The sequence below is a fragment of the Enterobacter sp. P82 genome (assembly GCF_037053385.1).
In the GTDB taxonomy this organism is placed as follows: domain Bacteria; phylum Pseudomonadota; class Gammaproteobacteria; order Enterobacterales; family Enterobacteriaceae; genus Enterobacter.
In genome coordinates this window covers 550,558-565,080 of record NZ_JBALHX010000002.1, presented here as the reverse complement: position 1 = coordinate 565,080, position 14,523 = coordinate 550,558, and the positions used below count along the sequence as shown (strand labels likewise).

The following is a 14,523-nucleotide window of genomic DNA, read 5'->3' as shown; positions in this document are numbered from 1 at the left end:
CATCAGGCTTGCGCCCATTGTGCAATATTCCCCACTGCTGCCTCCCGTAGGAGTCTGGACCGTGTCTCAGTTCCAGTGTGGCTGGTCATCCTCTCAGACCAGCTAGGGATCGTCGCCTAGGTGAGCCGTTACCCCACCTACTAGCTAATCCCATCTGGGCACATCTGATGGCAAGAGGCCCGAAGGTCCCCCTCTTTGGTCTTGCGACGTTATGCGGTATTAGCTACCGTTTCCAGTAGTTATCCCCCTCCATCAGGCAGTTTCCCAGACATTACTCACCCGTCCGCCGCTCGTCACCCGAGAGCAAGCTCTCTGTGCTACCGCTCGACTTGCATGTGTTAGGCCTGCCGCCAGCGTTCAATCTGAGCCATGATCAAACTCTTCAATTTAAAAGTTTGATGCTCAATGAATTAAACTTCGTAATGAATTACGTGTTCACTCGTTGAGACTTGGTATTCATTTAGTGTCCGAGGACATTAAGAATCCATGTCACTTTGAGTGCCCACACAGATTGTCTGATAAATTGTTAAAGAGCAGTTGCAACGCGGCTTTCAGCTCACCGTTGCGAGGTGGCGTATATTACGCTTTCCTCTTTCAGAGTCAACCCGTTATTTCAGGATTTTTTCTCTTCAACCGACCGGATTGTTTGTGAAGTGATTCACATCCGCCGTGTCGATGGAGGCGCATTATAGGGAGCCGCCGAGGAATGACAAGCGGAAAAATGCATTTTTATTTCAACCGCTCACCTTTTCACCAAAAAGGCTATTTTTGGTGCTTTTTGATCTCTTTTGGCAGCTCAGCCAGGCTATTAATCACCCAATCTGCTGCATTCTCTGCTTCTGGCGTCACTGGCTTACCGGTGCGTACTAATATTTTGGTGCCTACGCCAGCTGCGGTTGCCGCCTGCATGTCTTCAAGTTTATCGCCCACCATATAAGAAGCAGCCATATCAATGTGCAAAAATTCCTGCGCAGAGATAAACATGCCTGGATGAGGTTTACGGCAGTCGCAGGTCTGGCGATACTCTTCGACTGTTCCTTGCGGATGATGCGGACAATAATAGATACCGTCGAGATCAACACCGCGATCGGCCAGCGACCAGTCCATCCATTCTGTCAGCGTTTCGAACTGCGCTTCGGTAAATTTGCCGCGAGCAATACCAGACTGGTTGGTGACAACCACCAATGCATAGCCCATCTCTTTCAGCTGACGCATTGCATCTATCACGCCGTCGATAAACTCGAACTCATCAATCTCATGGACATAACCGTGATCCACATTAATAGTGCCGTCACGATCGAGAAAAATTGCGGGTACTGATTTTGCCACCGGTTTGCTCCTGAAAAAGGCATGTCCGGCTAGTATCTCATGAATCGCAGCGCAATAAAGTGCTCATCGTACAGAGTTGGATTGATTTAGACGTCTGGATGCCTTAACATCCATTTTGTTTACGGTCATCACCCGTATCTGGCAGAAGAAAATGCCACGGCTAACTTACATACGATAAAAATAATCTAATGATTAAACTTTCCAATATCACCAAAGTGTTCCAGCAGGGGAACCGAACCATTCAGGCGCTGAACAACGTCAGCCTGCATGTACCTGCTGGTCAAATTTATGGCGTCATTGGCGCATCAGGTGCGGGTAAAAGTACGCTGATTCGTTGTGTTAACCTGCTTGAGCGCCCAACTCAGGGCAGCGTAGAAGTTGGCGGACAAGAACTTACCGCCTTATCGGAGAAAGAACTCACCAAAGCGCGACGTCAGATTGGCATGATTTTCCAGCACTTTAACCTGCTGGCCTCCCGCACCGTTTTCGGCAACGTCGCCTTGCCGCTTGAGCTGGATAACACGCCAAAAGAAGAAGTGAAGCGTCGTGTCATCGAACTGCTCGACCTCGTGGGTCTGGGCGACAAACATGATAGCTACCCGGCCAATCTGTCCGGTGGGCAAAAACAGCGTGTGGCCATTGCCCGTGCGCTGGCCAGTAATCCAAAAGTACTGCTGTGTGATGAAGCCACCAGTGCACTGGATCCGGCAACCACGCGTTCAATTCTGGAACTGCTGAAAGACATTAACCGTCGTCTGGGCCTGACAATTCTCCTTATTACGCATGAAATGGACGTGGTGAAACGCATCTGTGACTGCGTCGCAGTGATCAGCAACGGCGAACTGATTGAGCAGGATACGGTAAGTGAAGTGTTCTCTCATCCGAAGACGCCGCTGGCACAGCAATTCATCCAGTCCACACTGCATCTGGATATTCCGGAAGATTATCTGGAACGCTTAAAAACAGAACCGACGGCAGATAGCGTCCCGATGCTGCGCATGGAGTTCACGGGCCAATCTGTCGATGCTCCCCTGCTTTCCGAAACCGCGCGTCGCTTTAACGTGAACAACAACATCATCAGCGCGCAGATGGATTACGCCGGTGGCGTGAAGTTCGGCATCATGCTGACAGAAATGCACGGCACACAAGAAGAAACCCAGGCCGCGATTGCCTGGCTGCAAGAACACCACGTAAAAGTAGAGGTACTGGGTTATGTCTGAGCCGATGATGTGGCTGCTGGTTCGCGGCGTTTGGGAAACGCTGGCAATGACCTTTGTATCTGGCTTCTTTGGATTTGTGATTGGTCTCCCGGTCGGCGTGCTGCTGTATGTGACACGTCCGGGGCAAATCATTGAGAACGCGAAACTTTACCGCACACTCTCTGCGCTGGTGAATATCTTCCGTTCTATCCCGTTCATTATTCTGCTGGTATGGATGATTCCATTCACCCGCGTGATTGTCGGTACCTCTATCGGCCTGCAGGCTGCCATCGTTCCCCTGACTGTCGGCGCTGCACCGTTTATCGCACGTATGGTTGAAAACGCCCTGCTGGAAATCCCGACAGGTTTGATTGAAGCCTCCCGCGCAATGGGTGCCACACCGATGCAGATCGTACGCAAGGTTCTGCTGCCGGAAGCACTGCCAGGCCTGGTTAACGCGGCGACCATTACGCTTATCACCCTGGTGGGTTATTCCGCGATGGGGGGTGCAGTTGGCGCTGGCGGTTTAGGTCAAATTGGTTACCAGTACGGCTATATTGGATATAACGCTACCGTGATGAATACCGTTCTGGTATTGCTGGTTGTGTTGGTTTACTTAATCCAGTTCTCTGGCGATCGCATCGTCCGGGCTGTTACGCACAAATAACGTTACACACAACACAAACTCTACGAGTTAAGGATAAAACATGGCGTTTAAATTAAAGACCTTTGCAGCAGTAGGCGCGCTAATCGGCTCTCTGGCACTGGTGGGTTGCGGTCAGGATGAAAAAGATCCAAACCACATCAAAGTGGGCGTTATCGTGGGTGCAGAACAACAGGTTGCTGAAGTCGCTCAGAAAGTCGCAAAAGAGAAATATGGCCTCGACGTTGAGCTGGTGACCTTCAACGATTACGTTCTGCCGAACGAAGCGCTGAGCAAAGGCGATATCGACGCTAATGCCTTCCAGCATAAACCGTACCTGGATCAGCAGATCAAAGATCGTGGCTATAAACTGGTAGCTGTGGGTAACACCTTCGTTTATCCAATTGCGGGTTACTCCAAGAAAATTAAATCACTGGACGAACTGCAGCCAGGTTCTCAGGTAGCGGTGCCTAACGATCCAACCAACCTTGGACGCTCTCTCCTGCTGTTGCAGAAAGTGGGTTTGATCAAACTGAAAGACGGTGTTGGCCTGCTGCCGACCGTTCTCGACGTGACCGAGAACCCGAAAAATCTGAAAATTGTTGAGCTGGAAGCACCACAGTTGCCACGCTCTCTCGACGATGCGCAGATTGCACTGGCTGTTATCAACACAACCTACGCCAGCCAGATTGGCCTGACTCCAGCGAAAGACGGTATCTTCGTTGAAGATAAAGACTCCCCATACGTTAACCTGATCGTGACTCGCGAAGACAACAAAGACGCGGAAAACGTGAAGAAGTTCGTTCAGGCCTATCAGTCTGATGAAGTTTACCAGGAAGCGAACAAAGTGTTTAACGGCGGCGCTGTTAAAGGCTGGTAATCTCACCTCAGTGTAATATCATCAGGACGGGCTTATGCCCGTCTTGTCATTTGTGCAGTCAACTGATTCAATATCTGACGTTTTGATTATCCATTGAGGAACTATTATGCGTGCTTTACCGATCTGTCTTTTAGCACTCATGTTGAGCGGCTGTTCTATGCTAAGCAGATCTCCCGTTGAACCTGTTCAAAGCACGGCAACCCCGCCAAAAACAGAGCCTGCAAAACCGAAAGTGGTTCGTCCTGCACCGGTTCGCATTATCACTAAAGCTGATGAGCTCGTCGGTAAACCGTTCCGTGAACTGGGTGAAGTGAGCGGTGAATCCTGCCAGGCGACCAACCAGGACTCTCCACCGAATATCCCGACAGCGCGTAAACGCATGCAGATTAATGCCGCAAAAATGAAAGCTAACGCTGTTCTGCTGCACAGTTGCGAAGTGACCAGCGGTACACCGGGCTGCTACCGTCAGGCAGTATGCATCGGTTCTGCGCTGAATATTACGGCGAAATGAGTGCATTTCAGTTCGAGCAAATAGGCGTTATCCGCTCGCCCTATAAAGAGAAGTTCGCCGTACCTCGCCAGCCCGGTCTTGTGACCAGCGGAAGCGGTGAACTTCACCTGATTGCACCTTACAATCAGGCCGATGCGGTACGCGGACTCGACGCTTTCAGCCATTTATGGGTGGTATTTGTGTTTCACCAGACGATGGAAGGTGGCTGGCGTCCAACCGTGCGCCCTCCCCGGCTTGGTGGAAATGCAAGAATGGGGGTGTTTGCGACGCGTTCGACCTTCCGTCCAAACCCGGTTGGAATGTCGCTGGTCGAACTGAAGGGTATACGTTGCCAGAAGGATCAGGTGATACTCGAGTTAGGCAGTCTTGATCTTGTGGATGGCACACCGGTTATCGACATCAAACCCTATTTGCCTTTCGCCGAAGCTCTCCCGGATGCGCGCGCAAGTTATGCTCAGGATGCCCCCCAGGCGGACATGCCTGTATATTTTACGCCTGAGATAGCAACTCAGCTGAGTCAACTGGAGAAGCACTATCCTCGTTTGCAGAATTTCATCACCGAAGTTCTGGCGCAGGACCCCCGTCCCGCTTATCGCAAAGAAGAGGAAGCCGGGAAAACCTACGCTGTCTGGCTATTGGATTTTAACGTTCGCTGGCGCGTCACACAGGCAGGTTTTGAAGTGTTTGCCCTGGAACCCAGGTAATTTTAATCTCCTCTCTTTTGGCATCTTTGCCACACTGGTAAACTAAACCACTTTTTTTGTGTCAGGTTGACCTTTCAGCCTGTGTCACTAGTCGAAACGGAACCGTAACAACATGCGTACTAGCCAATATCTGCTCTCCACTCTGAAGGAGACGCCTGCCGACGCCGAAGTGATCAGCCATCAGCTGATGCTGCGCGCCGGGATGATCCGCAAGCTGGCCTCCGGGTTATACACCTGGCTGCCGACCGGCGTGCGCGTCCTGAAAAAAGTCGAAAACATCGTGCGTGAAGAGATGAACAACGCCGGTGCTATCGAGGTGTTAATGCCGGTTGTTCAGCCCTCTGAGCTGTGGCAGGAGAGTGGTCGCTGGGAGCAGTACGGTCCGGAACTGCTGCGTATTGCCGATCGCGGCGATCGTCCGTTTGTCCTCGGCCCAACGCATGAAGAAGTCATTACCGACCTGATTCGTAATGAGCTGAGCTCTTACAAACAGCTGCCGCTGAACTTCTTCCAGATCCAGACCAAATTCCGTGACGAAGTTCGCCCACGTTTCGGCGTCATGCGTTCTCGCGAATTCCTGATGAAAGATGCCTACTCTTTCCATACCTCTCAGGAATCTCTGCAAGAGACCTACGACAAAATGTACGAGGCTTACAGCAAAATCTTCTCCCGTATGGGCCTGGATTTCCGTGCTGTGCAGGCTGATACCGGCTCCATCGGTGGTAGCGCATCCCATGAGTTCCAGGTACTGGCGCAGAGCGGTGAAGACGATGTGATCTTCTCTGACTCCTCAGATTACGCGGCAAACATCGAATTTGCAGAAGCGCTGGCACCAAAAGAGCCACGTGCTGCTGCAACACAAGAGATGACGCTGGTTGATACGCCAAACGCAAAAACCATTGCCGAGCTGGTTGAGCAGTTCAATCTGCCAATCGAAAAAACAGTGAAAACGCTGCTGGTGAAATCCACCGAAGGCAGTGCTTATCCGCTGGTTGCCCTGCTGGTACGTGGCGATCATGAGCTTAACGAAGTGAAAGCAGAGAAGCTGCCGCAGGTTGCCAGCCCGCTGACGTTCGCTACGGAAGCTGAAATCCGCGCTGTGGTCAATGCTGGTCCAGGCTCTCTGGGCCCGGTAAACATGCCTGTGCCTGTTGTTATTGACCGTACGGTAGCGGCAATGAGCGATTTCTCTGCAGGTGCCAACATCGACGGTAAACATTACTTCGGCATCAACTGGGATCGCGATGTGGCGACACCTGAAGTGGCTGATATCCGTAACGTCGTTGCTGGCGACCCAAGCCCGGATGGACAGGGTACGCTGATGATCAAACGCGGTATCGAAGTCGGTCACATCTTCCAGTTGGGTGATAAATATTCTCGTGCGATGAACGCTGCCGTTCAGGGCGAAGATGGTCGTAACCAGATCCTGACCATGGGTTGCTACGGTATCGGGGTAACACGTGTTGTGGCCGCGGCGATTGAGCAGAACTATGACGAGCGTGGCATCGTCTGGCCGGACAACATTGCACCATTCCAGGTCGCGATTCTGCCAATGAACATGCACAAGTCTTACCGTGTGCAGGAACTGGCTGAGAAGCTGTACGCTGAGCTGCGTGCTCTGGGTATCGACGTGCTGATGGATGACCGTAAAGAGCGTCCAGGTGTGATGTTTGCTGATATGGAACTGATTGGTATCCCACATACCATCGTCATCGGCGACCGTAACCTCGATAGCGACGAAATTGAATACAAATACCGTCGTAACGGCGAGAAACAGATGATCAAGACCGGCGACATTCTTGATTACCTGGTGAAAGCCATTAAAGGTTAAGAAACAAAAAACCCCGCTCCGGCGGGGTTTTTTAATGGGGCTATGTCGGCTTACTTGCTGTTGCAGTCTTTACCCGCGACAAACTTCGCGTCTTTATCTGCCACCAGCGTTTTCACCATCTCTCCGCTATCCGGGTTTGGCTCCAGCGTAAAGTGACCGTCCACCGTCAGCAATACCGGCTTACTGTCATTTCCGCGCGCAACAGCGTAATCACGTTCTAGCTGTGCGTTGTTCGCCACGCTGACTTTCCTGCCGGTTGCACAGTCGGTAAAGATCGCCGCATCAGCCATATAGAAATACATACCCCGCATTGCCATCGGCGTGGCAGGCAGGGCCGCCTTTACCGGTGCCAGGGTGTAGTTGAACTGGGACTCAATCGGATTACCTTCGCGGTCGAGCATCTCCATCCCCTCGCCTTTAGCGCGGAAATAGGTTTTCTCACCTGTGGTATCCGTCAGAACCAGCTTCTCAGCCGTACGCGCCCATGTCCCATAAGTCGCAAAAGAAGACGGTTCTTTAGCGCCCTGATACCGCTGATTCATCACCCAGGTACCGTCTTTTTGCAGGAACAGAGACGTTTCAATGCCCTCACAGTCTGCGCAAGGCAATACGCCGCGCCAGCTCTGTTGCATGGGCTTTAACTCTTCATTCTGCGCGGGCTGCAAAACCTGCGTTTCAGAACGATTGTTACACCCGAAAAGCGCAAACAGCGTACTCACTGCCAGCGCTGATAATAATGCTTTTTTCACAATGAATTCCTTCTGAAAATTGTGTTCCTTTTCGTCACTCCATGGGGCGACGAACTTTACCGCGTAGTGCTTTCACTGTGGATTTTTGGGCCTTCGACGACAGCCGACGCTCTTTCGATGCGCGAGTGGGCCGTGTTGCCCGACGGCTCTTTTGTACCGCTGTTAATTCTTTGATTACCGCCACCAGCCTGGCTATTGCCGCTTCCCGGTTCAATTCCTGGCTACGGTACTCCTGGGCTTTAATCACAATGACACCATCGCTGGTGATCAGGTGATGGCTGGCTGCAAGCAGACTTTCTTTATAATACTCTGGCAGGCTTGAGGCCCGAATGTCAAAACGCAAGTGGATAGCCGTAGAAGCCTTATTGACGTGCTGTCCCCCTGCCCCCTGAGCACGAATGGCGGTGATCTCCAGCTCATTGTCAGGAATGCTGACGTTTCGGGATAAGACGATCATGAGGCGGGTTGCCACGCCGTCAAATGAATTTCCAGATTATTCTGAGAATCAGAGAGCCAGATTGCGCCATCCTGAATCGTCGCCTGCAGGATCATGGTCCGGCTGGCAAAGGCACTCAACTGCGCCAGTTGCTCATCATCCAGATACCAGACGGTAAGATTGGCAAACTGCCTGCATTTGCTCTTATTTTGCTGCCACCAGATCTCCGCAGCACGCTGATTATACGCAAATAACGCGACTTCAGCAGACTGAGTGCAGGCCTTTTTAATACGACGTTCATCCGGCAGGCCAAGTTCAATCCACAGATCGATACCCAGATGATCGTTGCGCAGCCAGGCTTCTGGCTCGTCCTCTGCGCTTAAGCCTCGGGTAAATTGCAGCCGCTCGTCAGCATACTTAATCCACGCCAGCAGGCGCAGCATCATGCGTTCCTGAGTTTCTGAGGGGTGGCGTGCCAGAGTAAGCGACGCATCCAGGAACTGGTTGCGATCAAGATCGGCCACATTGACCACTGCTTTATAAATTGTCGCTTTCAGCGCCATGAGAGAACTCCATTCTAATCAGGCGCACATTGTAGCGAAAACAGCGGCAAAAGGCTGTTACGAGGTGATAAATACACCACTATCAAGGCTCTGATATTGCTTAAATGAGTATGGTATAGTCACCTTGCTAAACCGAGTTTATCTTCGTAGGCTTAATGATATCTCACAGTAAGTCAGTGCGCTGGCGGGAGGGGATGTGAATAATTATTGTGAGTTAATTCGCAAACGGTATGCGGAAATCGCCAGCGGGGATCTGGGGTATGTCCCGGACGCGTTGGGCTGTGTATTGAAAGTGCTTAATGAAGTGGCCTCTGATGAGAGCCTTTCAGAGTCGGTCAGGGAGAAAGCAGCGTATGCTGCGGCGAATTTACTGGTGAGCGATTATGTCGATGAATGATACTTATCAACCCATCAATTGTGATGACTATGACAACCTCGAACTCGCCTGCCAGCATCATTTAATACTGACGCTGGAGCTAAAAGATGGCGAAGTGTTGAAGGCGAAAGCCAACGACCTGGTTTCGCGTAAGAATGTGGAATATTTGATCGTGGAAGATGCCGGTGCGACGCGTGAGTTGCGTCTGGACAAAATAGCCAGCTTCAGCCACCCACAAATCGGCACCGTTGTGGTGAGCGAGTCCTAATCATACTAACGGGCAGTCAAACTGCCCGTTACGCTTTCTGCCATGCAAAACTAACACCCTCTTCTGCCCATCCCTCTTCCGTGATGAAAACCCCTGCAGCAGCAATCAGCGTTTCGCCGTAGAAAAGGAGTGGCGTTGTATCGCGCAGCCACGGTGGCACGTTACACTCCTGCCATATTTTCTTCAGCTTCCGCCCCCCGTTTCGCCCGACGATATGTAGCATGCCGCCAGCCTTAAAGCGCACGGAGATCTGTTCACCGGGCTCTGGTAGGCGCACATGGCCAGACGGTACCAGAGAGACTCGTCCTGCATCACAGGGTAATATGAGCGGTAATTCGGGTGACGCCCAGTTGAGTACGACATCGGTAAAAGAGGGGGTAGATTTTATCCACCAGAGCTTCCCTTTATAGCGCCTTACATCAAAACCATTCAGATGTACGCACGGGGACGCATCCTCCCGCGACTGAGCAACTTCGTCCCAGATACGGCTCAGCATTGCCCGCGATGGCATCGCGGCGCGATGAGTGGCCAGCCAGCGTCGTAGCAGTGCCGCCCGACGCATTGGGCTCATCGCCTCCAGCGGCGCGATCGCCAGTGCTCCGTCTTCAGAGATCATTTCAGCCAGCTCTTCACTCAACAACTCATCAAGCAATGCTTCCTGTTCTGCGCACAGCATGGCGCTTCTTGCTGTCGCGTCAGCAAAATGCGGCCAGCGCTCGCTCAACAGCGGAAGGACACGCAGACGCAGAAAATTACGGTCATAGCTGTCATCCTGATTGCTCTCATCTTCAATCCAGCTCAGCTGATATTCCCGTGCCCAGGCCTCCAGCGACGCGCGTGTCTCACCCAACAGCGGACGAAGTAATGTCGTCCCGGCAAATTCAGCTCGTGCGGGCATGGCAGAAAGCCCCGCAGGCCCGCTGCCCCGCTTAAGCGCCAGCAAAAAGGTTTCGCACTGGTCATCCAGATGCTGCGCCGTAACCAGCGCCTCGCCAGGCTGTAATACGCTGGTAAAAGCGGCATAACGCGCTTTACGCGCTTGTGCCTCAATCCCCAGCCCTTCATCCTGAAGCGTGACGCGTTCAGCGATGAACGGGATTGTCCACGCGGCACACAGCGCCTCGCAGTGCGCCACCCAGGTATCGGCATAAGAACTCAATCCGTGGTGGATATGTATCGCCCGAAGCTGAACATCAGGCTCCCGATCGCGCCAGAGCTTCAAACGATGGAGCAGAACGGTAGAATCCAGGCCACCGCTAAACCCCACCAGCAGCTGGCGGTACGGTGAAACGGCTTGTGCGATAGCGGGTAAGGTCATAGGAGATTACACATAAAAAATGCCCGAACTGAGCGGGCATTATCACACAGGAAAATCTTTACTGCTGATAAAGCTCCAGCGGCAGGCCGTCCGGGTCGCTGAAAAAGGTGAAACGCTTGTCGGTGAACGGATCGACGCGTATCGCTTCGCACGCCACACCGTGCGCTTCCAGATGTTTTACTGCACTGTCCAGGTCATCAACGCTAAAGGCAAGATGGCGCAGACCACAGGCTTCCGGGCGTGACGGGCGTGCAGGTGGGAAGGGAAAGGAGAACAGTTCAATCACATATTGCCCGTTTAACGCGAGATCCCCCTTCCAGGAATCACGTTCTTCGCGGTAGGCCTCGCTCAATAGCATAAAGCCAAGGATATCGCAGTAGAAAGCCTTACTTTTCGCGTAATCGGTCGCAATGATCGCAATATGATGAACAGCTTTTAAACCCAGCATAGCTTCTCCTTTTTATGATCCCTGAACGTTACAACCGAAAACCCGCACCTGGCAAGTGGCCATCTTTATTTTAGGACTCGCACCCAGTAAACACCGTTCTCATCGCGCTTCGCACCGTGGATATCCGTCTCAAATCCTGGATAGTGACGCCCTACCGAGCAAAGCATCAAAAGAAAATCGAGCACGGCCCGGCTTTCCTCGGTAATCATCTCTCCCGGCATCAGGAGCGGTACGCCCGGCGGGTAAGGCAGGATCATGTTGGCCGATACGCGCCCGACAAGATTTTCCAGCTCAACGGTTTCGACCTCCCCTTTCACCTGCCGCTGCCATGCCTTGTGTGGGGTAAACTTCATTTCTGGCAAAACATCGAACGCCTGCAGCATCAGACGCGGCAGATCGTGCTGCCGAATAAGCCGATGGATCCCCTGAGCGAGATCCTGAATACGCATATTGCGATAGAAGTCAGGATCCTCTGCATAGAGATCCGGCAGCATGTTTTTCACCCGCAAGTTGAGATCATAAGCGCGCTTAAACTCCATCAGGCCGCGCAATAGCCCCATCGCCCGGGTTTTATCAATACCAATACTGAACAGGAACAGCAGGTTATAAGGACCCGTTTTTTCAACCACCACACCCCGTTCATCAAGAAATTTCGCCACCAGCGCGGCGGGGATCCCTTCGTCGCTCATCTTACCCTGCTCATCCATGCCCGGCGTCAGGATCGTGACTTTTACCGGGTCGAGGAACATATGGTCGCTATCAGCTTCGCGGAAACCATGCCAGTTTTCACCGGGTGAGACGGGCCAGCATTCTGCTTCATCAATCTCTTCCGGTTGCCAGATATCGAAGAACCAGCCGTCAGCTTCATCTTTAAGTCGCTGAACTTCTTTACGAAAATGCAGCGCTCGTTCAACTGAGCGGTTAATCAAACGCTTACCAGGATTACCGCGCAGCATTGCCGCTGCCGTTTCAATGGAGGCAACCAGCGGATAGCTCGGCGAGGTCGTGGTATGCATCATAAAGGCTTCGTTAAACGTCTCTTCGTCATACTCGCCTTTGATGTGAATCAGCGATGCCTGAGAAAACGCAGCCAGCATCTTATGCGTCGACTGCGTTTCAAAAAACACTTTACCCGGCACACGTTCACCACTCATCCCGCTTTTCCCTGCGTAAATCGGGTGGAAATTGGTGTAGGGCACCCACGCGGAATCAAAGTGGATCGAGGGTACGTCCAGCGTCTGTTTGATCCAGTTGGTGTTGTACAGCAAACCGTCATAGGTGGAATTGGTAATTACCGCGTGGACAGGCCAGCTTGCGCCTGGCACAGCTCCAACCTTTCTTTCAATGGCTTCATGCGCAAACTCCCGGCGTGGAATACCGCCGAGGATACCGAGCGCGTTACGCGTAGGTGAGAGCCAGAGCGGAACGACGTCGCTCATCATGAGCAAGTGCGCCAGCGATTTATGACAGTTCCGGTCAATCAGCAAGGTGCTACCAGCGGGGGCGGCGTACATCCCGACAATTTTGTTCGAGGTCGAGGTGCCATTGGTCACCATATAGCTTTGCTCGGCGCCGAACGTGCGGGCAATATACTCTTCAGCTTCCAGATGCGGGCCTGTATGGTCGAGCAGAGATCCCAGCTCAGTGACCGAAATCGACACGTCCGCTTTTAGCGTATTGCCACCAAAGAAATCATAGAACAGACAGCCCACCGGACTTTTTTGATACGCCGTTCCCGCCATATGTCCGGGCGTACAGAAGGTATATTTACCTTCTTTCACATAGGTGAACAGCGCGCGGGTAAACGGTGGCGTGATGTTATCGAGATATTCACGCGTGTACTGCTGAATACGGGTCGCAATCTCGTCCGCGACGCCAAGCGAATATTCAAAGAACCACAGCGCCATACGCATATCATGGGCGGTGACATCCATTGTCGAGTGGGTATTGATAAACGCGTACAGCGGGAGATATTCGTTCAGCTTGTTGATATCGCTGCACAGCTCGAGGTCGTACTCATCCCAGTCGAAGATTACCCCACAAATGCGCGGGTTGTGCTCAATAAATTTCAGCAGATCGGCGCTATTGTGTGGCCAGATCAGCTGGTACCCGCGCGACTGCAGGGTTTGTTCCAGCTCCTTGATGGGCTCGTCTTTATAAAAGACGCCGTGCGGCCCCATAATGGCAATAATGTTCACGGTTTACCTCCTTGAAAAATATTAGCTAAGCATAGTTAAGGTAAACGGCAGGTATAAAAAAAGCCGCAACATTGTGCGGCTTTTCAGACAATTGTGAAGCTTATGCGTAACCGTAGGTCATCAGACGCTGATAACGACGGTTCAGCAAATCTTCTTTGCTCAGCACGTCGAGGTCCGCCAGGTCCGCCAGCAGCTGTGCTTTCAGTGAAGCCGCCATCACTTCAGGCTTGCGATGCGCACCACCCAGAGGTTCCGGGATAACGGTATCGATCAGCTTCAGCTCTTTCAGACGTGGAGCAATAATGCCCATCGCCTCTGCGGCCAGCGGCGCTTTGTCGGCGCTTTTCCACAGAATGGACGCACAGCCTTCCGGAGAGATAACGGAATAGGTGCTGTATTGCAGCATATTAACTTTATCGCCAACGCCAATCGCCAGCGCACCACCGGAACCACCTTCACCGATAACGGTACAGATGACCGGCACGCTCAGGCGAGACATCTCACGCAGGTTGCGTGCGATAGCTTCAGACTGGCCACGTTCTTCCGCGCCCACACCCGGGTATGCACCCGGCGTGTCGATAAAGGTGATGATTGGCATGTTGAAACGCTCAGCCATCTCCATCAAACGCAGAGCTTTACGGTAGCCTTCTGGTGCAGGCATACCAAAGTTACGACGGATTTTCTCTTTGGTTTCACGACCTTTCTGATGACCAATGATCATCACCGGGCGTCCATCCAGACGAGCAATACCACCGACGATAGCTTTATCGTCAGCGTATGCGCGATCGCCGGCCAGTTCGTCAAATTCATCAAACGCCAGGCGGACATAATCCAGGGTGTACGGACGCTGTGGGTGACGCGCCAGCTGGGCAATCTGCCATGCGCCGAGATCGGCAAAGATTTTGCGCGTCAGTTCTACGCTTTTTTCGCGCAGACGATGCACTTCTTCGTCGATGTTAATATCCAGTTTTTCATCCTGACGGCTTACCGCTGTCAGAGAATCGATTTTCGCTTCCAGCTCAGCAATCGGCTGTTCGAAATCAAGGAAATTCAGACTCATAGTATTCCTG

The 14,523-nt window shown here is 52.3% G+C and carries 16 protein-coding genes and 1 rRNA gene; 8 read left to right on the top strand and 9 right to left on the bottom strand.

What is annotated here, in order from left to right; all coding sequences use genetic code 11:
* Together WB237_RS15465 and gmhB are read right to left on the bottom strand one after the other, a co-directional pair.
* Nucleotides 1–389, bottom strand: a 16S ribosomal RNA gene (locus tag WB237_RS15465); the annotation flags it as partial.
* A gap of 373 nt (nucleotides 390–762) precedes the next feature.
* A complete protein-coding gene (gene gmhB / locus WB237_RS15460; RefSeq protein WP_336214351.1) occupies nucleotides 763–1,329 on the bottom strand; it encodes a D-glycero-beta-D-manno-heptose 1,7-bisphosphate 7-phosphatase in 567 nt (188 codons plus the stop codon).
* A gap of 188 nt (nucleotides 1,330–1,517) precedes the next feature.
* On the opposite strand from gmhB, the gene metN reads away from it, so the two are divergent.
* The 6 genes from metN (at nucleotide 1,518) to proS (ending at nucleotide 7,097) form a co-directional block, all read left to right on the top strand.
* Nucleotides 1,518–2,549, top strand: a complete 1,032-nt coding sequence (gene metN / locus WB237_RS15455) for a methionine ABC transporter ATP-binding protein MetN (protein ID WP_028018280.1) — start codon at nucleotides 1,518–1,520, stop codon at nucleotides 2,547–2,549.
* Nucleotides 2,542–3,195, top strand: coding sequence for a methionine ABC transporter permease MetI (locus WB237_RS15450; RefSeq protein ID WP_003856130.1), 654 nt, complete (start codon nucleotides 2,542–2,544; stop codon nucleotides 3,193–3,195). Before metN ends, WB237_RS15450 begins: the two co-directional genes overlap by 8 nt.
* A gap of 40 nt (nucleotides 3,196–3,235) precedes the next feature.
* Nucleotides 3,236–4,051, top strand: coding sequence for a methionine ABC transporter substrate-binding lipoprotein MetQ (gene metQ / locus WB237_RS15445; RefSeq protein WP_114980164.1), 816 nt, complete (start codon nucleotides 3,236–3,238; stop codon nucleotides 4,049–4,051).
* Nucleotides 4,052–4,157: 106 nt separating this feature from the next.
* Nucleotides 4,158–4,562, top strand: coding sequence for an Rcs stress response system protein RcsF (gene rcsF, locus WB237_RS15440; protein WP_008501883.1), 405 nt, complete (start codon nucleotides 4,158–4,160; stop codon nucleotides 4,560–4,562).
* On the top strand, nucleotides 4,559–5,266 hold the full coding sequence (tsaA, locus tag WB237_RS15435; RefSeq protein WP_028018282.1) for a tRNA (N6-threonylcarbamoyladenosine(37)-N6)-methyltransferase TrmO: 708 nt from the start codon (nucleotides 4,559–4,561) through the stop codon (nucleotides 5,264–5,266). Before rcsF ends, tsaA begins: the two co-directional genes overlap by 4 nt.
* Before the next feature lie 112 nt (nucleotides 5,267–5,378).
* Nucleotides 5,379–7,097: a proline--tRNA ligase gene (proS, locus tag WB237_RS15430; protein WP_336214346.1), complete on the top strand. Its 1,719-nt coding sequence runs from the start codon at nucleotides 5,379–5,381 to the stop codon at nucleotides 7,095–7,097.
* Between the two features lie 50 nt (nucleotides 7,098–7,147).
* On the opposite strand, the gene nlpE is transcribed toward proS, so the two are convergent.
* The 3 genes from nlpE to WB237_RS15415 are packed head-to-tail and all read right to left on the bottom strand — an operon-like array spanning nucleotide 7,148 to nucleotide 8,845.
* On the bottom strand, nucleotides 7,148–7,846 hold the full coding sequence (gene nlpE, locus WB237_RS15425; protein WP_134708327.1) for an envelope stress response activation lipoprotein NlpE: 699 nt from the start codon (nucleotides 7,844–7,846) through the stop codon (nucleotides 7,148–7,150).
* A gap of 34 nt (nucleotides 7,847–7,880) precedes the next feature.
* The gene (gene arfB, locus WB237_RS15420; protein WP_114980160.1) at nucleotides 7,881–8,303 is read right to left on the bottom strand and encodes an alternative ribosome rescue aminoacyl-tRNA hydrolase ArfB; all 423 of its coding nucleotides are present in this window, start codon (nucleotides 8,301–8,303) and stop codon (nucleotides 7,881–7,883) included.
* Complete coding sequence (locus tag WB237_RS15415; protein WP_049005322.1) at nucleotides 8,300–8,845, bottom strand: YaeQ family protein; 546 nt, start codon at nucleotides 8,843–8,845, stop codon at nucleotides 8,300–8,302. The genes arfB and WB237_RS15415 overlap by 4 nt, the downstream gene beginning before the upstream one ends.
* A gap of 196 nt (nucleotides 8,846–9,041) precedes the next feature.
* Between WB237_RS15415 and WB237_RS15410 the strand changes: the two genes are divergently transcribed.
* Nucleotides 9,042–9,242, top strand: coding sequence for a YaeP family protein (locus WB237_RS15410; RefSeq protein ID WP_008501889.1), 201 nt, complete (start codon nucleotides 9,042–9,044; stop codon nucleotides 9,240–9,242).
* Nucleotides 9,229–9,489: a Rho-binding antiterminator gene (rof, locus tag WB237_RS15405; protein WP_336214343.1), complete on the top strand. Its 261-nt coding sequence runs from the start codon at nucleotides 9,229–9,231 to the stop codon at nucleotides 9,487–9,489. Before WB237_RS15410 ends, rof begins: the two co-directional genes overlap by 14 nt.
* 28 nt (nucleotides 9,490–9,517) lie before the next feature.
* Here the strand turns inward: rof and tilS are convergent, their stop codons facing one another.
* From tilS to accA, 4 genes are all read right to left on the bottom strand, one after another.
* Entirely contained in the window at nucleotides 9,518–10,807 is a 1,290-nt protein-coding gene (gene tilS / locus WB237_RS15400) for a tRNA lysidine(34) synthetase TilS (protein WP_336214339.1), read from the bottom strand.
* 58 nt (nucleotides 10,808–10,865) lie between these two features.
* On the bottom strand, nucleotides 10,866–11,255 hold the full coding sequence (locus WB237_RS15395; protein ID WP_336214338.1) for a VOC family protein: 390 nt from the start codon (nucleotides 11,253–11,255) through the stop codon (nucleotides 10,866–10,868).
* A 65-nt stretch (nucleotides 11,256–11,320) separates the two neighbouring features.
* Complete coding sequence (locus WB237_RS15390; RefSeq protein WP_336214335.1) at nucleotides 11,321–13,453, bottom strand: lysine decarboxylase LdcC; 2,133 nt, start codon at nucleotides 13,451–13,453, stop codon at nucleotides 11,321–11,323.
* A 100-nt stretch (nucleotides 13,454–13,553) separates the two neighbouring features.
* Complete coding sequence (gene accA / locus WB237_RS15385) at nucleotides 13,554–14,513, bottom strand: acetyl-CoA carboxylase carboxyl transferase subunit alpha (protein WP_006810033.1); 960 nt, start codon at nucleotides 14,511–14,513, stop codon at nucleotides 13,554–13,556.
* Nucleotides 14,514–14,523: the final 10 nt, after the last annotated feature.